We start from the raw sequence: 23,857 nt of genomic DNA on the forward strand, positions 1-23,857 counted from the left end.
CACAAATAGTCCATAAACTATTAAATTTTATCTTAACTACCTTGTAAATAACACAAGCTCAGTGTGTTTTTATTGAATATAAATTCCCGCTTTCAAATCCAATAAAATTAGTTTACTTTAGCGCTATTATTAAAATTGATATACAACACGATGAAACAAGTAACTTTAAATCACATTCACGAAGGTTTAGGAGCTAAAATGGTTCCATTTGCAGGATTTTCAATGCCTGTACAATATGAAGGTGTAAATGCAGAACACGAGACAGTAAGAAACGGTGTAGGGGTATTTGATGTATCTCACATGGGAATTTTCAAACTATCTGGTCCGAATGCGTTGTCATTAATCCAAAAAGTTACTTCTAATGATGCTTCTACGTTAGTAGATGGAAAAGCACAATACTGTTATTTTCCAAATGAAAAAGGAGGAGTAATCGACGATATCATTACCTACAGAATCAATGAGAATGAATACCTAATGGTGGTGAATGCATCGAATATCGAAAAAGATTGGACGTGGATTAACCAACATAATCAGGTAAATGCAACGCTTGAAAACTTATCTGACAGCTACTCTATCTTAGCTATTCAGGGGCCTAAAGCTGTTGAAGCTATGCAAAGCTTAACGACAGTGAACTTAACTGATCTTAAATTTTACAACTTTACCATCGATACTTTTGCTGGAGCGAAAGACGTCGTGATTTCTGCAACAGGATATACAGGTTCAGGAGGATTTGAAATCTACGCGAAAAACGAAGATATCGAAATGATTTGGAACAAAGTATTTGAAGCTGGTGCAAATTGGGGAATCAAACCTATTGGATTAGCTGCACGTGATACTTTGCGTTTAGAAATGGGATATTGTTTATATGGGAATGAGCTAAACGATGAAATCTCTCCTTTAGAAGCAGGATTAGGATGGGTTACTAAATTCACCAAAGACTTCATCAGTGCTGATATCTTAAAAGCACAAAAAGAAGCAGGACTACAAAACAAATTAGTAGGATTTGAATTGGTAGAAAAAGGTATTCCAAGACACGATTACGAAATTGTTGATGCAACAGGGGCTGTAATTGGAAAAGTTACTTCAGGAACAATGTCACCTTCTTTAGGAAAGGGAATTGGAATGGGGTATGTAACCTTAGCACATGCTGCTGAAGGTAGTACAATCTACATTAGAATTAGAAAGAACGATGTTGAAGCAAAAGTGGTAAAAACACCGTTTTACAAAAAATAATGGAATCAAAAACTAGGGGCTTAAAATAAGCCCCTCTTTTTTATGATATATTTTTTTTATCTTTTATTTTTGCATTATTAAATCAAGTTATAAATTATTATGGGAAGAGCGTTTGAATTTAGAAAAGGACGTAAGCTAAAACGTTGGTCTGCTATGGCAAAAACGTTTACGAGAATTGGTAAGGACATTGTAATGGCTATTAAAGAAGGTGGACCTAACCCAGAAACAAACTCTCGCTTACGTGCAGTTATGCAAAACGCTAAGGCAGCTAATATGCCGAAAGAGAACGTTGAGCGTGCAATAAAACGTGCTACAGATAAAGACACCGAAAACTATAAAGAAGTAATATTTGAAGGCTATGGCCCTCACGGAATTGCTTTCTTAATTGAATGTGCTACAGATAACAATAACCGTACAGTTGCTAATATTAGAAGTTACTTCAATAAATGTAATGGTACATTAGGAACATCTGGTTCAGTAGAGTTTATGTTTGATCATACTTGTAACTTTAGAATACCTGCAGACGCCAATAGAGATTTAGAAGAATTTGAATTGGAGTTGATTGATTATGGTATTGATGAAATTTTTGAAGATGAGGATGGAGTAATGATTTATGCTCCTTTTGAAAGTTTTGGTGCGATTCAAAAAGAACTAGAAAGTAGAAACATTGAAATCTTATCTTCTGGATTTGACCGTATTCCACAAGTTACAAAAGAACTATCTGAAACGGAACAAGCAGATGTGGATAAATTATTAGAAAAAATTGAAGAAGACGATGACGTTCAAAACGTTTTCACTACGATGGCGTAATCTCCTTTCTTTGGATATATCAAAAAGCTTCCCTAGGGAGGCTTTTTTTATGGAAATAAATTATGGGCTATGGGTGATGAGTAGTTGCAACTTACCCATTTACCCATACCCCTTCACCCATAACCCATTTCCCATTTCCCCCTTTCCACTAACCTATTTTTTTCATACATTTACGAAAAAATCCAGAATCCGTATGAAATGGCAAAATCTCAGAGAAAGTAAAAATGTCCGAGACAATCGAGGCAAGTCGATGGTTGGAAAAACCGCATTAGGCGGAGGTTTAATTGGTATTATTGCCATGCTTCTTGTTATTTTTGGAGGCGAAACGGGACAACAAATTGCACCAGTCTTAGAGCAATTGAATCAAGGCGGACAAACAACAGAACAAACGGAAACAAGAACCCTTTCATCCGAAGAAGTTCAAATGGGTAAAATGGTTTCCGCTATCGTTGGAAGTACGGAAGATGTTTGGCATGATATTTTTGATCAAATGGGACAAATCTACCAAGAACCTAACCTCGAGCTCTTTGATGATCAAGTGCAAACCGAATGTGGACATGCACAGGCTAGCGTAGGCCCTTTCTACTGCCCTGCGGATCAAACCGTTTACATGGATTTGCGATTCTTCGAGGAATTACACCAGCGTTTTGGAGCTGAAAAAGGCGATTTTGCGATTGCGTATGTCATTGCTCATGAAATTGGGCACCATGTCCAAAATTTACTGGGAACAAATGCTAAAGTGTGGGAACAACAACAAAAGCTTTCAAAAAAAGAAGCCAATAAATTATCCGTTGCCCAAGAATTACAAGCCGATTTCTATGCCGGTGTTTGGGCTAAACACATTCAAAAATACCTAGAACCCAAAGATATTGATATTGCCTTAAGTGCTGCACAAGCTGTTGGAGACGATGCCATTCAAAAAAGAGTAACTGGACAAGTTAATCCTGATTCTTTTACCCACGGTAGCTCTAAACAACGTAAAGAATGGTTCATGAAAGGATATCAAACAGGTGATATCAAACAAGGCAACACATTCGATTTTATCAAATAACAATTCACTATAAAGCCACAATGACTAATTTAAAACAAACGATACAAAAAATTCTACATGAAGGATATGATTTCCAACCTTTTCTAATCATGAAAGAAGCCGCTGCATACTACAAGAAAACTATTTTGCTTGTTGTTGTCAGTTTATTACTCGCTTTCTTTCTTGCTTCTTTCTTGGGATCTATTGCTTTAACTCAATTCATAGATATCCATGAAACCGCAACCCCAGCTGAAATTCAAGAAAAACTACTTGAATTGACAGACAAATTAACACAACCTCCTTTGTTGTATACGTACTTGCTTTTTGCAGTCTTATTTTCGGCTTTATCCAGTGTGCTTATTGCAGGATTTTACAAGATAAATGCAGAAGCAGCACTAGGACAAACTCCGCGTTTTACTAGTGTTTTTAAGTATTTTTTCAACCTAAAAGGAGCTTATATTTTTGTCGCACAAGGGTTGATTACTTTATTCTTTACGGCATTTTCTGTCCTACTAAAAGAATATCAATTGGAAATGGTTTCCATCATCATCAATTGGTTAATCAATATCTTAACGATATTTGTTACCCCTTTGATTATTTTTGGTCGTATGTCTCCTTTTGCTGCAATTAAGACAAGTATTCAAATTGTTAATAAACAACCCATTCCCATTATACTAACAGTAGTGTTGAATTATTTCTTAGTATTTTCAGGTTTATTTTTCTTCCTTGTCGGAATTTTAATCACCTTACCTTACTTATTTTCTATCTACTTTACCTTGTATAAGCAGATTATTGGTTACAACTTAGAAGAAGCGAAAGTTTAATTTACCCCTTCCTTCATACCCTATACAAATGCCTCACTTCCATTGAATGTGAGGCATTTTTGATTCAGGAATACACTTGATGCCCCATGCATCAAAACCATCCTTCTCGATCTAAGCTTCGGTATTGTATAGCTTCGGCGATGTGATGGGCTTCTATTTTATCCACATGTTCCAAATCAGCAATGGTTCTTGCTACTTTTAAAATTCGATCATATGCTCGCGCGGACAGGTTCAACCGATCCATTGCGGTCTTTAAGAGTTTTAACGACTCTGGTTCTAGATTACAATACTCTCGTAACAATGGCGTTGTCATTTGCGCATTATAATGAATGCCTTGATAAGGCGCAAAACGCATGCTTTGTTGTTTTCTAGCGGCAATTACTCGTTGGCGAATGGCTAAGCTAGGTTCTGCTAATTGTTTATCTGCTAATTTTTCAAAAGGAACAGGGTTCACTTCAATATGAAGGTCAATGCGATCTAGCAATGGACCAGATATTTTGTTGATATAGCGTTGCATTTCTGCCTGTGTAGATTGTACCCTAGAACCTGGTTCATGGAAATAACCACTCGGACTGGGATTCATACTTGCTACCAACATAAAAGAAGACGGATACGTAATTGTAAATTTAGCGCGAGAGATTGTCACCTCACGATCTTCTAGAGGTTGTCGCATCACCTCTAATACTTCACGTTTAAATTCGGGCAATTCATCTAAAAACAACACGCCATTATGGGCAAGTGAAATCTCACCTGGTTGAGGGTAACTCCCCCCTCCTACCAAGGCCACAGATGACGCAGTATGATGGGGATTTCGAAACGGGCGCACGCGAATTAATCCTTTGTCTTTTGCTTTACCTACAACACTGTGTATTTTGGTGGTTTCTAATGCTTCCTCTAAGGTCATGGGTGGTAAAATACTCGCCAACCGTTTTGCTAGCATGGTCTTTCCTGAACCGGGTGGTCCGATCAAAATAATATTATGCCCCCCTGCAGCAGCAATCTCCATGGCTCTTTTAATACTTTCTTGCCCTTTGACATCCTTAAAATCTCGATCGAGCATTTCCTCTTGATTCAACATATCACTTTCAAAATCTAGCTGATAAGGGTCAAGTATGCATTTTCCTTCAAAAAAGTCAATTACCTCACTAATATGCTCAACTCCATAAACGGCTAACCCATCCACAACAGCAGCTTCTTTTTGATTGTCCTTGGGCAAAATAATTCCTTTAAATCCTTCTTCTTTGGCCTTAATTGCAATAGGCAAAGCACCATTAATACTCTGTAGTGTCCCATCAAGAGACAATTCCCCCATCATGGTGTAATGGGTTTCATTTAGGTGCATTTTAATCTGTTCAGAAGCAATTAAAATCCCTAAGGCAATCGGCAAATCATAAGCAGAACCTTCTTTTCGCATATTTGCTGGGGCGAGGTTAATTGTGATTCGCTTTCCTGGCAGTCGGTACCCTATATTGGCTAAAGCAGCCGCAATGCGATAGGAACTTTCCTTAATGGCATGATCAGCCAATCCTACCAAATAATACCCTACTCCATGATCGACATTTACTTCTATGGTTATCGTTGTTGCATCAATGCCAAACACAGCACTTCCAAATATTTTTGTTAACATATCTCGGATTTATTGTTAATATTCTTTTCCTAATTTTATACTTTATCAAATTTTATTCCTAAATTCAAGGAAGTAAAAAATGTAGAGTTGTAGAACACATCCCCAATTGGCAACGATTTTTTTATAACATCCTTTTTTTATTCTTTGATTTAAAAACTGCAACAACAAAAAATAATACATTGAAAATCAATACAATATATCTTTAAAATAGATTTATTTATGCTATAGTTTACATTTTGGCACTCTAGTTGAGTAACTAGTACTAACGAAGAAAAAGAATTCATCACCTACAACAAGTAAATTAACAGTATGAAAATGATAACAAATCGAAAAGTGTTTTTTATTGGCTTTGCAGCCATGCTTATGATTGGAACGCTAATCACTATTAATAGTTGCAACATTGGCAATTCAAAAACGTTAGATCCAAGAGAAAACGCCATTGCCTTGCCTATCATCCAAATTGATACTACAACGGCTATAACCATTAAGGATTACATCGGAAATATTGAAGGTAAAATTAATGTAGAAATCCGCCCTCAAGTTGAAGGAACTTTAGATCAAATTTTTGTTGATGAAGGTGCATATGTACATGAAGGTCAATCTTTATTTCAAATTAATCCACAACCTTACCGCGAGATTTTAAACAATATGATTGCCACAGAAAATGTGGAAAAAGCGAAACTAAAAAATGCGCAATTAGAAATCGATCGTTTAAGACCTTTGATTGATAATGAGGTTATTGCAGAAGTACAACTAGAAACAGCCAAATCGAATTACGAAATAGCGAGAGCCTCTTTAGCCAAAGCTTCAGCTGCGGTTGCTAGTGCGCAAATTAATCTGGACTATACCACCATTAAAGCTCCTGTAAGTGGTTATATTGGTCGTATGCCTAAACGCATTGGAAACTTAGTAAGCAGAGGAGATAAAGAACCTTTGACTGTCTTGACAGACGTCAGTGAAGTCTATGTGTATTTTGGTATGAGTGAATCCGATTTCCTTTACTTTACCAAAGACACGAAGAAATCAGATAGCACTCGTATTACCTCTTCAGGACAAATTTTACCAGAAGTAACGTTAATCTTAGCGGATGGACATGAATATGGTGAAAAAGGAAAAGTGGATATGGTCAATGGGCAAGTGAACCGCAACACGGGTTCTATTTCTTTGCGTGCGTCTTTTCCCAACTCACAAGATGTGATGCGTTCTGGAAATACAGGAACCATTAAACTACGCGAAACCAAAGCGCATGTAATTTTAGTTCCACAAGAAATGACAACAGCTATTCAAGATAAAACCTTTGTTTATCTATTAGATAAAGACGATAAAGTAAAACTACAGTCTATCCAATTGGACGGAGTTTCAGGTACTAATTATATTGTATCGGAAGGGCTTCAAATTGGCGATCGCGTAATTAAAACGGGATTCGATAAATTAACAGAAGGAATGTATGTAAAAGCGATGAACTAATACTTCTTCTCTCCTACCTATTTTTCACCTTTACTAAAATCAAAAAATATGCTAAAGACTATTATAGATCGTCCGATACTAGCTACAGTTATTTCGATTATGTTCGTTTTACTTGGGCTAGTAGGACTTACGTTATTACCGATTACTCGTTTTCCTGAAATTGCACCACCGAGTGTAAGTGTATCGACTTCTTATCCTGGAGCCAATGCTGAAACAGTAGCCCAAAGTGTTTTATTGCCTATTGAAGAAGCAATCAATGGGGTGGACAACATGACCTACATCAGCTCTAAAGCAAGTAACAGTGGTTCGGGAACGATTAATGTTTTTTTCAAAGCGGGAACGGATCCTGATCAAGCGGCTGTAAATGTACAAAACCGCGTAAGTAAAGCGGCAAGTGACTTACCTTCTGAGGTAAATGAAAATGGTATTTCAGTTACGCCTCGTCAAAGTGGTAACATCATGACGATTAACTTTTACAGCAATCATCCAGAAGGGATTTACGATGAGACCTTCTTACAAGCCTATACACAGATTAACATCAACCGCGAGTTGTTGCGTGTTCCTGGTGTAGCTGCGGTAGGACGTGTAGGTGCACGTGATTATTCTATGCGTACCTGGTTAAACCCTGAAAAATTAGCCCTATATGGCTTAACACCACAAGATGTTATTGCAGCAATCAAAGATCAAAACTTTGAAATTGCCCCCGGAAATTTTGGAGAAACTTCAGAAGAAGCATTTGAAACAGCGTTAAAGCACAAAGGGAGGTTTAGTCAACCAGAAGAATATGAAAATATTGTAATCAAAACAAATATTGACGGGTCCGTCTTATTATTAAAAGATGTCGCTCGTGTTGAGTTTGGTGCATCCAATGTGGGAAGTGATAACAGTGTGAATGGATTCCCTGGTTTGACAATGAACATTACTCAAACAGCAGGATCTAATGCAAGAGAAATTGACATTGCTGTACGTAAAGTATTGGAACGCGTAGCTCAAACCTTCCCTAAGGGCATTCACTATGAAATTAGCTACTCTGTAAAAGATCAAATTGACGAATCAATCAACCAGGTAAAAAGTACCCTTTTTGAAGCATTTTTCCTTGTGTTCATCATCGTTTATTTATTCTTACAAGATTTTAGATCAACAATAATTCCAGCTATTGCCATCCCAATTTCATTGATTGGTACGTTGTTCTTTATCTATTTAATGGGATTCTCAATCAATGTATTGACCATGTTTGCTTTGGTTCTGGCTATTGGTATTGTAGTAGATGATGCCATTGTCGTCGTCGAAGCGATTCACGAAAAGATGCATCAAACGGGATTAAAAGCTAAGGAAGCGACCATTGAAACCATGAGTGAAATTACTAGAGCCATTATCTCCATTACCTTGGTGATGTCTGCCGTATTTTTACCTGTTGGTTTTATGCAAGGTCCTGCGGGAATATTCTATAAGCAATTTGCGTATACCCTAGCCTTTGCTATTTTAATTTCAGCGGTGAATGCCTTGACATTGAGTCCTGCTTTATGTGCGTTGTTTTTAAAACAACCCAAAGCGGAGGAATTAGCTAAACAAAAAGAAACCAATCCAATAAAGAGAGTATCTGCTCGTTTTTTCTTTGCATTTAACACAGCCTTTGATTCCTTTACGACCAAATATGTGGCAACCATTGGCAAATTAATTCGCAACAAAAAAGTAGCCATTGCTGGATTAGCAGTAATCATTGGACTGGGGGTATTCTTTTTATATAAAACACCATCCTCTTTTATTCCAAGAGAAGATGATAGTTATATTACCTATTCCTTAGCTATGCCTCCAGGGGCTTCCCTTGCGAGAACAAAAGTAGTGCTAGCTAAAGCGGATAGCATTCTGAAATTGAGAACGGACATTGAAGGAATGACGGCCATTTCAGGATACAATACCATTGATGGAAATGCGAGTCCTTCTTTTGCTGTGGGATATATCAATTTGAAACCCTACAAGCAAAGAGGAAAAGTAAAAAATATCGATTTAATTATTGACGAGATTCAGCAGGATTTATCCGTTATTCACGAGGCTACTTTTAATGTATTTCCTCGACCAACGATTCAAGGATTTGGGGATTTCGGGGGAATTGAATTTGTTTTGCAAGATCGATTAGGCGGAGATTTCACTTCGTTTAGTCAGGCTGCAGATGGGGTCATCAAGGAATTAAATGAAAGAGAAGAAATTGGATCTGCCTTTACCTCTTTCAAAGCTAACTTTCCACAGTATTTACTTGAGATTGATTATATCAAAGCGAAATCACTGGGGGTAAGTGTAAAAGATTTAATGACCACCATTAAAAACTACTACGGAAGGGTTAAAGCGGGAGATTTCAACCGATTTGGACGTACCTACCGCGTGTATATGCAAGCTGATATTGAATACAGAGAAAGTCCACAGTCTTTCAGTTCTATTTACGTCAAGAATAAAGATGGAGAAATGTTACCTGCTAATACATTGGTTAAATTGAAAAAAGTATTAGGTCCACAAACCGTTAGTCGTTACAATTTATACAATGCCATTACAGTAAAAGTAAATCCTAGCCAAGGTTATAGCACAGGAGATGCCATGAAAGCCATTGAAGAAGTAACAGGTAAAATGCCAGGTAACTATTCCTATGAATTCACGGGAATGTCATTGGAAGAAAAAGATTCAGGAAATCAAGCGATTTTCATTTTTGCATTGAGTATCATTTTTGTTTACTTTTTACTTTCTGCTCAATATGAAAGTTATTTATTGCCTATTGCAATTTTATTAACGGTACCTACGGGGCTTTTGGGTGTAGCTTTATTTGTCAATTTAGCAGGACTTCAAAACAACATTTACGTACAAGTAGGTTTGGTAATGTTAATTGGATTATTGGCTAAGAATGCCATTTTAATTATAGAATTTGCGCTTCAACAGCGCAAAAAGGGATTATCCATTGTTGAAGCGGCAACAGAAGGAGCTAAGATGAGACTTCGTCCTATTTTAATGACTTCATTTGCTTTCGTAGCAGGTCTGATACCTTTAATGTTTACCGTTGGTCCATCTGCACAAGGAAATCATTCCATTAGTTTTAGTGCAGCTGGAGGTATGCTATTTGGAGTGGCAGCAGGTATATTCATCATTCCTGTTTTATTTGTCATCTTTCAAAGTATCGATGAACGATTAAAAGCAAAATTTACTAACGATTAAAAAAAACAGTATGATTAAAAAAAGAAACATCTCTCCTTTAACGCTTGTTTTTTTATTGGGGACAGGTTTGACTTTATTTCAGGCTTGTGCACCTCAATCGAACTATAAAATCCCAACGATTGATCTCCCTGAAACCTACAGAGGTCAATCGGACAGTATAGCTACCCAAGATTCGTTGTCTATTTCCGCAATCAAATGGCGTGATTTCTTTCAAGATGAACAGTTAACACGTTTAATTGACAAGGGATTGGCTCACAATTTTGACATGCAAAATGCTCTTAAAAATTTAGAGATTGCTACCCAGCAAACCAAACAAGCGAAAATGGAATGGTTGCCCTCTTTAGGTTTAGAAGCAGGAAGCGTAGCCTATCAATATCGTTCTGAGAACTATTATGGAACTCCCTCTACCAATTATTATAAGAATAAAGGAGAAGAAGCACCAACGAATATGTATGTCAACTCGGCACAGTATACGTCAGGTTTATCGTTAAGTTGGGAGCTTGATATTTGGGGGAAGATCAAAAGTCAAACCGCAGAACAATTGGCTCGTTTTCTGCAAACAGCAGAAGCAAAAAAAGCAGTTCAAACAGAATTGATAGCCAACATTGCAGCAGGATATTACAACCTGCTCTTGCTGGATGCGCAAATGGAAGTTGCGCAAACCAACTATGAATTAACAAAAAACACGCTTAAGATAGTTGAATTACAACGAGATGCAGGGCAAATTACCTCATTAGCGATTACGCAAACAAAAAACCAAATGTTGGTGGCCAAAGCATTAATTCCTTCGCTAAAACAACAAATTGCCATTCAAGAAAATGCCCTTTCCTTGTTGACTGGTCAATTGCCGACCAATATTGTGAGAGAAGTGAAACTGGCTGAAGTGAAACAAGAAGAATTAGGAAGTACAGGTTTACCACTCGCCTTATTACAGTATCGTCCAGATGTACAAATGGCAGAATTTGAGCTAAAAGCGAAGAATGCAGCAGTGGGAGTTGCTCAAACCGCACGCTACCCTTCTTTGACGATTAACCTTGAAGGAGGAGTAAACAGCATGTTAGGTGAAAATTGGTTCAATATTCCAGGTTCTCTATTTGGAAGTTTAATCGGAAAAGTAGCGAATCCCATCTTCAATAAACGCAAATTAAAAACGGCTTTTGAAGTAGCTAAAATAGAGCGTACAAAAAGTGAAATCGACTTTCAAAAGACAGTATACACTGCAGTTAAAGAAGTTACAGATGCTTTAGTCAATCTAAAAACATCAGAAGAACAAATTCAAATTGCAGATGAGCAAGTAACGACTTCTCGTTTGGGTGTAAAGCAATCTAACTTGTTATTTAACAGTGGATATGCCACGTATATAGAGGTGATTAATGCGCAAAAAAACATGTTGGACAATGAGTTAAATCTAAATAAACTGAAATTGAATAAGCTCCAATATGGTGTACAATTATACAAATCATTAGGGGGTGGTTGGCAATAGTAAATTGGTGTAGTTTTTTCACAACCACATGCCTATATAAGCGAAAAGAGGAATACCTTTCCTTCTTTTCGCTTTTTTTATTCCGCTAATTGAATGAGCTCTACTATTTTTTCTTCACTCCATGCTTGGAAATCCTTAACTTTTTTCTCATTTTTAGTCAGCCATTTCTGATTGGTATCAGAGGCTCGTTGATTGGTATACTTACAAAATAACTCCTTGTAATTCGCACTCGACAAGGCACTATAAAAAGGAAGATAAAAATGAGTATCTAAATTCAATGCCTTTTTTTGGTCCGTTTGTTTAGCAGTAGGCAATAGTTCTAAAAAAGACGTCGTACGTTCACAGAATGTCTCTTTTTTATTTTTGCCTTTTTCGCTTAAACTTACTGCAGCGGCCATAGTTAACCCCATCTCAACCATTCCATACTGCGTATCTAAACCATTTTCATCTAAGGTTAAATTAATAACTTTTTTCTCTCCTTTTTCTGTAGAAGAATCGACCCCTTTCATAAATGCGCGATCCAAAAAGTTTACCATTTTTTCACTACGTGCTGTATTAGGTTCTAACAACAAGAAAAAATAAGCCGACAACATGGATTCCGTACGTAAACTTTTACTTTCTTTTAAAATCGCTAACATATAGTGTGAACTAGCATGAAAAGGATCCGTATAAATTCCTGCAACTAAGGCACGTTCTGCATTTTCTAAATCATTTAGTTTAAAGTGACAGATTGCTAAATTGTACAATACCATCACATCTAATTCATATTTATCAATAGTATCCTCTAATAAATCTATTGCTTCTTCAACCTTGCCTTGATCACTCCAAGAGGAAGCTTTTACCACAATAGCCGGAACAAGGAGACGTCCACCACCTTCAATTACCTTTTCACTGTGTTCAATAGCTAAATCATACTCTTTGTTATACATATAACTCAAGCTAATTTCATAATGACCTAAACTCGAATTGGGATCTAGTTCCAATATCTTTTGATAACTCGCTATCGCTTGATCATATAACCCTTGATCATGATAAGTAATTCCTTCTTTGAGAAAATGCTCTAATTGGTTTTGTGCGTGAAGAGTCACAGAATAAACCAAGGATAAGAATAAAATGTATAACAATTTTTTCATAGTGTATAGTAAGGTAATTGAAAAGATAAATAAATCCTAAGTTACTCTTTTTTACTTTCGGTAATTACACAATCAGAGGAAATATTTCAATAAATCCAATAGGTTCACTTACAAATTAAATTTATACCTCCTATCTTTGTAGGCAAGAAGCTATGGCTTTAATTCCCTAATTTAAACAGACAAGTATGAAAGAACAATACGAACAGATTGCCATCCAATATCACAGTGAAGTATTAGAGAAAGAAACGGAAGAAATTTTATGGGGAATTGTAATTGATGCAAGCAAAAACTTGTTTCAGGTTGATAATATTCCTTTTTACGGTCCAGAGCTATCTTGTGAAGATATCATTTATGCAACCTATAACGAGCAAGAAAAACGCTATAAATTAGAGCATATTGAAACACCTTCGGGTAACAGTACCCTTCAGGTTATGGTACTCAAAGAAAAATACAATCGCGAAGATTTATACAATGAGATTTTATACGCACAAACGGAAATCGAATTGGTTGATGATTATTACTTTGTTATCAATGTTCCAGTTAAAACGGACTACAAGAATGTATATGCTATTTTAGCTGCTTTAGAAGAAGAACAAGTGATTTCTTTTGCAGAGCCCAACTTATCTCCTAAACACAGTGCAGATATCAGAAAATAAAAAAACCTCGCAAATGCGAGGTTTTTTTATGTTATATAATTAAATATTCGTTTAGAATTGGAAGTAAATAAAAGGTTGTGGACCTGCTGTAGCCGTTGCGTATACGACCCAAAATACAAATCCCAATACCACTGACTTTACAAATATTGGTGCTACATTAAACCATTGTTGAGGAATCGCCATCCAACGTTTAGGAATAAAATGCCAGACAAATCCAATAGCAATAAGTAAAAATACATTCTTATATCCCATTATAATCGTTTGCCAAGCCTCCCAATCAAATTCTAGATCCGCAATATTATAGATAATATTTAAAGCTGTTTCAAATGAATTAGCGCGAAAGAAAATCCAGCAAAACGCAACAAAGTGAAACGTTAAGACAATGGAAATGACGCGCCAAACGAAAGAAACGGGTTTATCTTTTTTACGTGGGAATAACTCCATGACCAATTTATGTACTGCTAACGCAATTCCGTGCAAAGCTCCCCAAACAATGAAGCGCAAACTAGCACCATGCCATAAACCACCCAACAACATCGTAGTCAATAAGTTGAAATTGGTAAACAAACTCTTCTGTCTTGTTTTAGACAAAGCGATTGTCAACATAAATACAACCAAAGACAGTATACCAATAATTAAAGGATAGATACTCGAATTATAGCTATAGATTCCCCAGCCGATAATACCAACAAAAAATAAACCAGGAAAGAAATATCCGCCAAAGGTTCCTTTTCGATTTCCTCCTACTGAAATATATAGGAAATCCTTCAACCACGTAGACAACGAAATATGCCATCTTCTCCAAAACTCCGTAATGGAAGTTGATTGATAGGGTACATTAAAGTTCATCGGCAAGCGATATCCTAATAATAGTGCAATACCAATGGCCATATCCGAATATCCTGAGAAATCACAGTAAATCTGAATCGCATAGCCATAAGAAGCCATTAAATTTTCAAATGCCGTATAACTATTTGGAGCATCAAATACACGATCGACAAAGTTAATCGAGATATAATCTGAGATTACAGCCTTTTTTAAAACTCCTCCAATAATTAAAAGCATTCCTTCATTCACCTGATCTCGGGTTACCAAGAGATTGGAATAGATTTGTGGAATGAAATCTTTTGCACGGACAATTGGCCCGGCTACTAATTGAGGGAAAAAGGAAATAAAGAACAAGTAATCCAAAAAGCTTTTAGTGGGTTCAATCTCTTTGCGGTAAATTTCTATGATATAGCTGATGGATTGAAACGTATAAAACGAAATCCCTACAGGTAAAATCAAATCATCTAAATGAAACTTCGTATCTGCAAAAAAGTTGAATCCATCCAAAAAGAAATTAGTGTATTTAAAATACCCTAATAATCCGAGATTTAACACCACACTTAATGTCAGTAAAAACCGTTTTTTTGCCTCATTTGTACTGTGGCTAATGGTATTAGCAAACGTATAGTCCATCAAGGAGGACCCTATTAAAATAAAAAGGTATAGTCCACTTGATTTATAATAGAAAAACAACGAAAATAAAACCACATACAAGAGACGGGCATGAAAGGTTTTCCTAAGGCCAATATAGATCAAGTAAAAAACAATAAACATACCCAAAAACAAAGCCGAGTTGAACAACAACGGTTCTTTAGGGTTAAATGTAAACCAATGGATCACATCATCCAGGGTTACAGCGGGCATTTCTATATTAAATAGACTCATTTGTCTGTTTTGTTTCTGTTGAAAAATAATTCTGATATACCTTCATCAGTCCTTCAAAAAACAAGGTTCCAGTATATTCATAACCTTTAATTGTATAATGTACTAAATCTTTAGACAACATTTGTTCCTCAATTAAATAAGGCAAGCCCAAGGTTCCTCCTAAATTATAATACATATCCCAAATGGCATATTTTTGATCCACCCCATTGATGATAATTTCATTGGCTAAGGTACTCGCTACCGTATTGGGATTTCCCTTTGAAAAATAACTAGGTGGTGGCGACGTAACTAAAATGGAAGTCTCCGGGTTTTTGCTTTTCACTTCTTTTAAAAAGCGATTAATTTCCGCTTTGAAACTCTCGCCATCTATTTTATCAAAGGCCTCATTCGTTCCCAGTGAAATGATAATTAAATCCGCTTCTAATCCCTCTAATTGATCGAAGAATAAAGGATATTTATTATAATCCGAATAACGCGCTCCATTTACGCCAATTGTGTGGTACACAATCCCAGCTTGATCATTTTCTAATACAATTCCATTTAAATCATTGGATTCATTCTTCGCCTCGCTATAAAGGTAAAACTGAGCAGTAGCATTGGGAAAATCAAAGGCAAAACAAGTTTTTTGTTTACTGTAATGCACGGGTTGAAAAACAGAAGTAGCAATTTGTGGTCGCTCTACCTCTTTGGTAGGAATCACTAAAGTTTTACCCGCTTGAATGTTTGCCGATTTCAATTTGTTCAACTGCTTCAACTGGGCAACAGTAGTGTTGTATTTCTTCGCAATACCCGATAGTGATTCTCCAGATTTAATTTTATGTGTACTCGTTTTGGTTTTAGTTGTAGGCGTAAAATTCACTTCTCGATCGGTTATTCCCACGCGATAAGTCAATTCATTATTTGGTGTAAAGAGTTTTACTTTGGTGAAAGCAAATTTACTCTCTCTCAAATCTACTTTGATAACTGCATCTTTTGCAGCAGAAGATAAAGCAATTCCACTCAACCCCACTTTCGCACCATTAACAGGATAGATATTTCGTCTATTTTCCCATTCCGAATTACTCGAATAGCGCACAAAATTATTGCTATTGGTACGCGCTAATTGGTATGGAAATGTAAATCCTAATCCCCCATTTCCGAACTGTTCTTGAATTAAACTACGCACTCTACCACTAAAAAAATCAGCTTGAATATGAGAATCCCCGATGTGAACAATATTCACTTTTTTTCTCTTCCCCTCGCTTAATTCTTTCAAGCTTGTGAAAAAGTGCTTCAATTGCTCCGGGTAATAAATTATATTCTTATAAGGCTCATTTAATGTATCTTGTACACTAGCTGCATCAAAATTCGCTTGATTTTGGGGTTGTTCTTGTGCCCAAATGCTTGTACTTACCAGCAGCAAAGCAACCACTATTTTACTCCATTTCATCATTGGACACCGTATCTATTTCTTTTTGAACTTTCTTTTTTTGCAAAGAATCTTCTTTTTCTTTGACTCTTCCTCCTTGCATAGACGCTCCACCTTTTTCTTTTTTATAAGCAGCATAACCTTCTTCTAGTTGTTTAAAAATTAACGCAGATACCGCTTGTGCACCTCTAAAATTAAAGTGCGTATAATCTTTATTTGCTTTGGCAGGCGATTCTTCTACCCATTGAACCATAGAACCTTTTCCGCCCATGGCTTCGTATAAGTTAAAGAATCCTGTTTTGGACTCCATTGCATACTTGCGCTGTGCACGCATCAATGGCGTTACCGCTGAATCGGTTTCCATAGTTAAATTATACTTCGTCGCTTTATCCGCTGTAGAAATAACCAAAATCGAAGCCTTAGGAAAACACTGTCTTAAATGACTAACGACTTTATTCATCTGTTTGGTATACCAACTGTAATTATAAGAACCATAATTCAATACATTGGTTCCATAATGCAAGATAATCAAACTGTAATCCAATTCTTTTTGGAATTTTTGCATCACGGATACATTGAATAAAGACAAAGGCAATCCAGAGTTTCCACGGCTTGAGAAATTATCTACTTGAACTCCAGTTGGGCTACTCACATCTATTCCGTACAACGGGATTGAATCTGCATGAAGAAATTGCAATTTCAGTTGTTTGACGGAACCACCTGTCAATTTTAATTTATTCAAGGCTGTAACTGCCTGCAACGATTTTCTAAGGGTATCTTTTTGCATAATCACTTCAACGCTACCCTGGGTATTTGCTGATCGACCATAGTACAAGGTTGGATTATTCAAGGTAGTCATATTTCGAATATTCCCTGCTTGATAACTTACCCATGTTGGTTTTATCGTATCTTTTATGAAAAACACTTGTCCGCCAATTCCAAAAGGTTTACGCGGATTTTTTACATTCAAATACGATTGTACTTTCCAGTTTGGGGAATATTTGTGCGTTACTGACCCTCTAGATTGAGCAGATTCAGAGGTGATTTGTATAAAACCAACCCCAGAACCTCCATATTTATCTTGGTAATTCTTTCTCAAATCTTGTACAATCATATCTCCATCTGTCATCGAATCTCCATAATAAGCGATACGCGCACGTCCTTGATTTTGATTTTCTACTTCGTACAAACGACTAAAGAAATAATCTAAAAATACCATGCCTTTGAAACTTGCTTCGCCTTCATTCGAAATCAAATCTTCTTCTTGGATAACCAATACAGCTCCTTCTTCTTGATCAGCATCAATGACTGCTGTTGTTTTATCTCCTTTTTCTGCTATTTTTTCTTCCTCAATTGCTTCCAGCAACAAGCTGTCAATGACAACATTTGCTGTTTTGGGTTTTTCTTCTGAAAAAATCTTTTGAGGCAAATTTGCTTTAAAGAATAAAAAAAAGCCACTAGCCAATATAACAATGGCTAATGACTGTATCATGTATGATTTTACTACTTTCACAAAGAACTAAATTACATGCGATTTGGCACCGCAATCCCCAATAAAGAGAATGCGTCTTGGATCACCAAACCAACTTTTTGAGATAATTGTACTCTAAACGTTTTCAACGTTAGGTCTTCTTCTCCAAGAATAGAAACCGATTGGTAGAAAGAATTATATTCTTTTACCAAGTCATAAACATAGTTCGCTACTAATGCTGGACTATGAGATTTTGCTGCATTTTGAATGACTTCAGGGAAATCTTCTAATAATTTAATAATTTCCTTTTCTTTTGGATCTAATACAATCGACGTAGCAACAGCAGTAAGATCGAAATCCGCTCTGCGTAAAATCGATTGAATACGCGCATACGTATATTGGATAAACGGTCCTGTATTTCCAGCAAAATCAACAGATTCTTCTGGGTTAAACAAGATGCGTTTCTTCGGATCGACTTTTAAAATATAATATTTAAGCGCTCCTAAACCAATGGTTTTATATAGCGTTTCTTTTTCTTCTTCTGAGTATCCTTCTAGTTTGCCTAAATCTTCTGAAATGGTACGTGCCGTATTAGTCATTTCTTCCATTAGTTCATCTGCATCAACAACAGTCCCTTCTCTACTCTTCATTTTCCCTGAAGGTAAATCCACCATCCCATAAGACAAATGATATAAACTATCCGCCCAATCAAAACCTAAGCGTTTTAAGATTAAGAACAACACCTTAAAGTGGTAATCTTGCTCATTTCCAACGGTATATACCATTCCTCCGATATCTGGAAAATCTTTTACACGTTGAATCGCTGTTCCAATATCTTGCGTCATATAAACAGATGTACCATCTCCACGAAGTACTAATTTCTCATCTAATCCTTCATCTGTTAGGTCAATCCAAACCGAATTATCTTCTTTTTTGAAGAACACTCCACGTGCTAATCCGTCCTCAACTACATCTTTTCCTAATAAATAAGTATTGCTTTCGTAATAATTCTTATCGAAATCAATTCCTAAGTTCGCATAAGAAACCGCAAAACCATCATACACCCATTGGTTCATTTTTTTCCATAAGGCAATCACTTCTGGTTTTCCTGCTTCCCAATCCAACAGCATTTGTTTGGCTTCTTTGATGATAGGGGCTTCGGCTTTCGCTTGATCCTCTGTCATCCCATTCGCCATCAACTCTTTGATTTGACTCTTATATTCGATATCGAATTTCACGTAGTAATTTCCGACTAATTTATCTCCTTTTAATCCAGTCGATTCAGGTGTTTCTCCTTGACCGAATTTCTCCCAAGCCAGCATGGACTTGCAAATGTGGATTCCTCTATCGTTGATAATTTGTGTTTTATACACCTTCTTTCCTGAGGCCTTTAAAATTTCAGCCACAGCAAAACCCAATAAATTATTTCGAACGTGTCCTAAGTGTAAGGGTTTATTTGTATTGGGTGACGAATATTCAACCAATACCGCTTTGTCCTCTGCTTCTGGTGTTTGGTATCCAAAATGTGCTTCTCCATACATTGAAGTGAAAGAAGATAAGTAATACGCATCAGAAACAACTAAATTTAAAAATCCTTTTACGACATTAAACCGTTCTATTTCAGCCGTATTTTCAACTAAATATGCACCAATTTTGGTCCCTATTTCTATAGGATTCCCTTTGATCTGTTTCAAAAATGGAAAAATAACAACTGTAATATCTCCTTCAAATTCTTTTCGAGTCACTTGATATTCTACTTTATCAAGTACTACATCATACAGCTCTTGGGCTGCTTTTATAATCTGAGGAGTTAAAATCTGATTCAACATCATTAACAAAATTTAATAGGCAAAGATAATTCTTATTTCATCAGGATTAAAATAGATAAAAGGAAAAATTTTACACCTAATAGAATTGTTTTTCTATTTTCAGCGCCTGATTCAACATAAATTTACAAACTAGCGTTCCCTTTTTTTACTTTATGATAAGGAAATACTACCCTAAAAAAGATTTTTAACAAAACAACCACAGTTGTTTTTACGAAAGAATTCTCTACAAATAAAACACTTCAAGTTGTATTCGTCTACCCTGTATAAGGATTATACATCTTGTACACGTTGACATACAAAAGGCAACAATCAAAAAAAGCGGATATACTTTCTTTATGGTTGACGATACTACCTAAAAAAGAGGGTAACCTTTTGGTTCCCCTCTTTTGTAAACCACCAATACATTGTTGATGTTATTAGATTAATACATGTTTAAACACTATAGGCCAAACCTTAGTTTAAATTTACTTCCAATAGTTCCATAATACACCATCAAAAACCGCCAAGGCTTTTCTATTGCTATCATAACACATCATCCCTGGATAAGGGCTCTTCACTGTTAGATGCGGATTCATTATTTTGGGTAAAACCAAGGCTTTCGTAGATCCTTCTAAGACCACAATACCATCAACTGCTCCATCTACAAAACTTGATCCATTATACACCTTGGTTGTATGAGAACCTATAATAGTTTGTTTATTCGGTAATGTTATCGTACTATTATATGCTACAATTCTGCTAGCATTACCTACACTGGACAAATCAACCCAACTATTATTTTGAAACATCCTCACTTTACGTTGCATTTTATCATACAAAAATGTTCCATTGGCTGGGGTTAGTGGTAGATTTTCTACAGCTGGTAAAATAATACCTTTTGCTGTACCTGATGGAAACTCTAATACAACACTACTTGTAGATGGATTTTTCCCTTCTATAACTGTTTGTGCTATTGTTACCATAGGCAACAATAAAAATGCTAAAAAAATATTTTTACTCATTGTTCATCCTTTATTTATTGCCCACAATCTAGTTCAATGCATTTCCAAGTACTTCCATTAAATAATTTTACGCAGGCAGCAGAAATATCATAAACCAACATTCCTTCTACTAGTCCTCCAAATGGAATATCATTAGTCGTTCTAACCCGTGTAATCACAAAACCTTTATTTCTAGATTCCATGGCTATAAATCCATTGGGAATAGTGTAAGGCCAGCTTACCCTATACGCATTAGAAAGCTCCGAAATTCCAGTCTGGGTAAAACTAGTAGCTGTTGCCCAGTTTGGAACATTGGTAGAAGAACAAGGAGCAATAACAGACTCTCCACATAACATGATAGCTGCCCCATTCCATTTCCCAACTCCAGATACGGTAAGCTGTGTATAAGGTTGAGGACTGCTTAACATAAAATACCCACCTCCAAGATAAGTATACAGAGAAGTTCCCGACCCGGAATATATCACATTCCCTGATATAGTTGTGAAACAATTCACAGTAGAACTAATAGAAACATTCCCTCCATTGGAGGTAAAAGTAAATGTCTCATTTTTGATAGCAGGTATAAGCCCCTCCCAACCCGCTTCAGATACTGCTACAACTACATTATTTACAGGCTTATCAAAATTTAAAATCAAACTAAATGGTCGATGAGGAGGACCAGGCAATCCTCCTAAATGCGCTGTCCAAGGCACGGTATAAATATCTCCACATGAAGGAGTTGCTTTACCTTGGAGCTCCCATACACTTCCTGTTGAACTAGTATTAATTTGAACCCCATTAAGGTTTAATGTACCATTTGATGGTATAGCTATCATATTTAAACACTCTTGCGCCTGACTCGAATGCGTCATAACGATCCCAAAGAGCAACATCACTATGATAGCGCTTATATAATTTTTCATTTTTCACTTCTTTTTATTTAGTTCAGGCTTAGATTTATTTGATCTCATATAAACTCAGCCAATGAGGTTGCTTCAAACCAAAATCGATTATTTAGTTGGAGTTTCATTATTATTCCCTCTTTGAGCAGCTGTTCTGTCTTCTCTTTCTTTTGTAATCATTTAAATTTCAAGAGTATTTGACTACTTTTTTAAACCTCTTATGAAAAGATTTACTAGCAACTACCCTGACTTGAAAACAAAAAATAGGCATCAAAAAAAATTTACCTTTTATTTAAAAAGAGAAAAAGCAATTTCACACAAAATTTCATCGTTCCCTTTAAAACACAGAAAAACACTAGAATTACCCTTTAAAAAAGCATGTCAATTTCATTCTGTTTTCATTCTGTTTTCATTCTGTTTTCATTCAGTTGCCCCATATCTAACAAGTAGATATAGCGTCATTATAAGACACCAATCTTGATCCATTTGAACGTGCATCAAGATTAGTTATACTATATAAGATAAAACTCTTATTTTTTTATTGACTCTAGTTTTTTCAATCTTTCTTTCGTTTCATTCATTTCTGTCTTTAAAAACACTATTTCAATTCGCTGCTGTTCTAGTTCTTCTTTCTGCTCAATTGCATGCAAATACAATTCTTCTATTTTTTCTAAACTTTGAATTGCTAAAGCTGTCATATCAAAAGTATATCCCTCCATACTTTTCGTTAAATCTCCAATGGATGTCACTCCAGGTAAGTGATTATTTTTCTTAACGAAATCCTTTACATAATCCAAAGACTTAAATTCGTACGCTTCATTAATGGTTGAACTACCATTAAAATATTTTTCAAATACATAATCCGCATACATACTATTGGTTGTATAGTATTTACCCGTTGTAGATACATCTCCTTCAATATGTAGCTTAGGTTGAATATTAGTTGACCCAATTACTATAGGTAGAATCGTAGTTGCTCCAATGGCAACACTTCCCATTTGATAAATATTCTCCGTATTCAAAGTAGCTGAAGTTGTCGTTCCTTGTTTATTCCAAGGACCACCAGTATCACTTGCTATAACATCTTCCTGACTTAGTAGCTTCACCCACTTCCCCCCTGTAGCGTTCCAGTAGTAGTAACCTATAGTTACTTCATTGGGCGTTACTCCTGCATTGGCTGTATTAAATACAGTCAATGCGTGTGCTGGTGATACTATAGTAGTTCTATCATCCAAACCGGTTAAAGCTACACGAGGAAATAAAACTCCTTTTTTATCATGTTCTACTTCTAGTACCGCTGAAGAATGCATCGTCATTGGATTCTTTCCTATTTTTTGAGTGGCTATTTGCGCCTGAGCGAAGTATGTCGTCCCTAATCCGAATAATAGTATCGCTATTATTTTTTTCACTTCTTTATTCATAACTTTTAATTTTTCACACAACCTTTATAAAACTTCAAAAAAATCTTAATTAATCATATACCAAGCAGTTCCATTACTTTGAATATGAACAGTCATACCATAATTTATAGAAGTAAAGCCTTCTGTTTTACTTGTTTTAATTTGCTGACTAAAGCTTACTACTCTATCTGATTCATCTATTCTTCGAATTAAAATCATTCGTCCTTTGTTCTCAGGTGTGGCAGCAGGTAAGGTTATCGCCACATCTGCTACTTCAGCATCTATCATAATAGTCGTATCTTCATCTAATACAACATAATTTGTAGTGATTTCTACAAGCGTATTCGCTTTGATTACCGCTTGTTGTAGTAAACTCTTAACATTAGAATCAGTAACAATAGTTTCGAAATTATTAATCACATCCGCAGGAACATCTAATTCTACAGCTGTACTAGTCTCATTGGTGTAGGTATACTTCCCATTACCAGAAGCGTCTTTTACCAAAGTGGTAGTTGTTTCATTGTCCTTGATAAACGCTGACATATCAATCGAAACAGTATCTCCATTTTCATCTACATACGTAAAACCAGTACCATCATAGGTCATATTTCCACCCGTATTGCTTACTACTTGCGTCAGTAACTCTTGCACTTCGGTATTATTGATAATCTCTTCGAAGTTGTTGATTACATC

The 23,857-nt window shown here is 36.1% G+C and carries 17 protein-coding genes and 1 pseudogene; 8 read left to right on the forward strand and 10 right to left on the reverse strand.

Translation table 11 applies throughout. The features are described 5' to 3' along the window. The first annotated feature begins 150 nt into the window (after positions 1-150). From gcvT to AWV75_RS04510, 4 genes are all read left to right on the forward strand, one after another. Entirely contained in the window at positions 151-1,233 is a 1,083-nt protein-coding gene (gene gcvT / locus AWV75_RS04495) for a glycine cleavage system aminomethyltransferase GcvT (RefSeq protein ID WP_060873231.1), read from the forward strand. Positions 1,234-1,332: 99 nt separating this feature from the next. Next, positions 1,333-2,043: a YebC/PmpR family DNA-binding transcriptional regulator gene (locus AWV75_RS04500; RefSeq protein WP_060873232.1), complete on the forward strand. Its 711-nt coding sequence runs from the start codon at positions 1,333-1,335 to the stop codon at positions 2,041-2,043. Between the two features lie 193 nt (positions 2,044-2,236). Continuing rightward, positions 2,237-3,094 (forward strand): KPN_02809 family neutral zinc metallopeptidase, encoded by an 858-nt coding sequence (gene ypfJ, locus AWV75_RS04505; protein WP_060873233.1) that lies wholly within the window; start codon positions 2,237-2,239, stop codon positions 3,092-3,094. 20 nt (positions 3,095-3,114) lie between these two features. Beyond that, positions 3,115-3,897: a hypothetical protein gene (locus tag AWV75_RS04510; protein WP_060873234.1), complete on the forward strand. Its 783-nt coding sequence runs from the start codon at positions 3,115-3,117 to the stop codon at positions 3,895-3,897. A 91-nt stretch (positions 3,898-3,988) separates the two neighbouring features. Here AWV75_RS04510 and AWV75_RS04515 read toward each other — a convergent pair whose 3' ends face one another. Continuing rightward, entirely contained in the window at positions 3,989-5,524 is a 1,536-nt protein-coding gene (locus tag AWV75_RS04515) for a YifB family Mg chelatase-like AAA ATPase (protein WP_060873235.1), read from the reverse strand. A gap of 309 nt (positions 5,525-5,833) precedes the next feature. Between AWV75_RS04515 and AWV75_RS04520 the strand changes: the two genes are divergently transcribed. The 3 genes from AWV75_RS04520 to AWV75_RS04530 are packed head-to-tail and all read left to right on the forward strand — an operon-like array spanning position 5,834 to position 11,672. Further along, complete coding sequence (locus AWV75_RS04520) at positions 5,834-6,991, forward strand: efflux RND transporter periplasmic adaptor subunit (RefSeq protein WP_060873236.1); 1,158 nt, start codon at positions 5,834-5,836, stop codon at positions 6,989-6,991. A gap of 48 nt (positions 6,992-7,039) precedes the next feature. After that, on the forward strand, positions 7,040-10,189 hold the full coding sequence (locus AWV75_RS04525) for an efflux RND transporter permease subunit (RefSeq protein ID WP_060873237.1): 3,150 nt from the start codon (positions 7,040-7,042) through the stop codon (positions 10,187-10,189). A 10-nt stretch (positions 10,190-10,199) separates the two neighbouring features. Further along, entirely contained in the window at positions 10,200-11,672 is a 1,473-nt protein-coding gene (locus AWV75_RS04530) for an efflux transporter outer membrane subunit (protein WP_060873238.1), read from the forward strand. 77 nt (positions 11,673-11,749) lie between these two features. On the opposite strand, the gene AWV75_RS18410 is transcribed toward AWV75_RS04530, so the two are convergent. Continuing rightward, the gene (locus tag AWV75_RS18410) at positions 11,750-12,805 is read right to left on the reverse strand and encodes a tetratricopeptide repeat protein (protein WP_082711030.1); all 1,056 of its coding nucleotides are present in this window, start codon (positions 12,803-12,805) and stop codon (positions 11,750-11,752) included. Positions 12,806-12,990: 185 nt separating this feature from the next. Between AWV75_RS18410 and AWV75_RS04545 the strand changes: the two genes are divergently transcribed. After that, positions 12,991-13,461 carry a DUF4265 domain-containing protein gene (locus AWV75_RS04545; RefSeq protein WP_060873239.1) on the forward strand — a complete coding sequence of 157 codons (471 nt, stop codon included), beginning with the start codon at positions 12,991-12,993 and terminating at the stop codon, positions 13,459-13,461. Between the two features lie 51 nt (positions 13,462-13,512). On the opposite strand, the gene AWV75_RS04550 is transcribed toward AWV75_RS04545, so the two are convergent. The 8 genes and pseudogenes from AWV75_RS04550 to AWV75_RS18850 all read right to left on the reverse strand — a co-directional run. Further along, positions 13,513-15,174, reverse strand: a complete 1,662-nt coding sequence (locus AWV75_RS04550) for an MBOAT family O-acyltransferase (protein ID WP_060873240.1) — start codon at positions 15,172-15,174, stop codon at positions 13,513-13,515. Beyond that, positions 15,161-16,606: a LysM peptidoglycan-binding domain-containing protein gene (locus AWV75_RS04555; protein ID WP_060873241.1), complete on the reverse strand. Its 1,446-nt coding sequence runs from the start codon at positions 16,604-16,606 to the stop codon at positions 15,161-15,163. The genes AWV75_RS04550 and AWV75_RS04555 overlap by 14 nt, the downstream gene beginning before the upstream one ends. Then, positions 16,590-18,074: a hypothetical protein gene (locus AWV75_RS04560; RefSeq protein ID WP_060873242.1), complete on the reverse strand. Its 1,485-nt coding sequence runs from the start codon at positions 18,072-18,074 to the stop codon at positions 16,590-16,592. The genes AWV75_RS04555 and AWV75_RS04560 overlap by 17 nt, the downstream gene beginning before the upstream one ends. 32 nt (positions 18,075-18,106) lie before the next feature. Then, positions 18,107-19,885, reverse strand: coding sequence for an arginine--tRNA ligase (gene argS / locus AWV75_RS04565; RefSeq protein ID WP_060873243.1), 1,779 nt, complete (start codon positions 19,883-19,885; stop codon positions 18,107-18,109). 461 nt (positions 19,886-20,346) lie between these two features. Continuing rightward, positions 20,347-20,883, reverse strand: a complete 537-nt coding sequence (locus AWV75_RS04570) for a hypothetical protein (RefSeq protein ID WP_060873244.1) — start codon at positions 20,881-20,883, stop codon at positions 20,347-20,349. Positions 20,884-20,897: 14 nt separating this feature from the next. Beyond that, on the reverse strand, positions 20,898-21,785 hold the full coding sequence (locus AWV75_RS04575; RefSeq protein WP_156424170.1) for a hypothetical protein: 888 nt from the start codon (positions 21,783-21,785) through the stop codon (positions 20,898-20,900). Between the two features lie 509 nt (positions 21,786-22,294). After that, on the reverse strand, positions 22,295-23,185 hold the full coding sequence (locus AWV75_RS04580; RefSeq protein ID WP_060873246.1) for a hypothetical protein: 891 nt from the start codon (positions 23,183-23,185) through the stop codon (positions 22,295-22,297). A 45-nt stretch (positions 23,186-23,230) separates the two neighbouring features. Continuing rightward, positions 23,231-23,857, reverse strand: a pseudogene (locus AWV75_RS18850) (hypothetical protein); the annotation flags it as partial.

Origin of the sequence: Myroides odoratus (genome assembly GCF_001549985.1) — a bacterium.
In the GTDB taxonomy this organism is placed as follows: Bacteria; Bacteroidota; Bacteroidia; order Flavobacteriales; family Flavobacteriaceae; genus Flavobacterium; species Flavobacterium odoratum_A.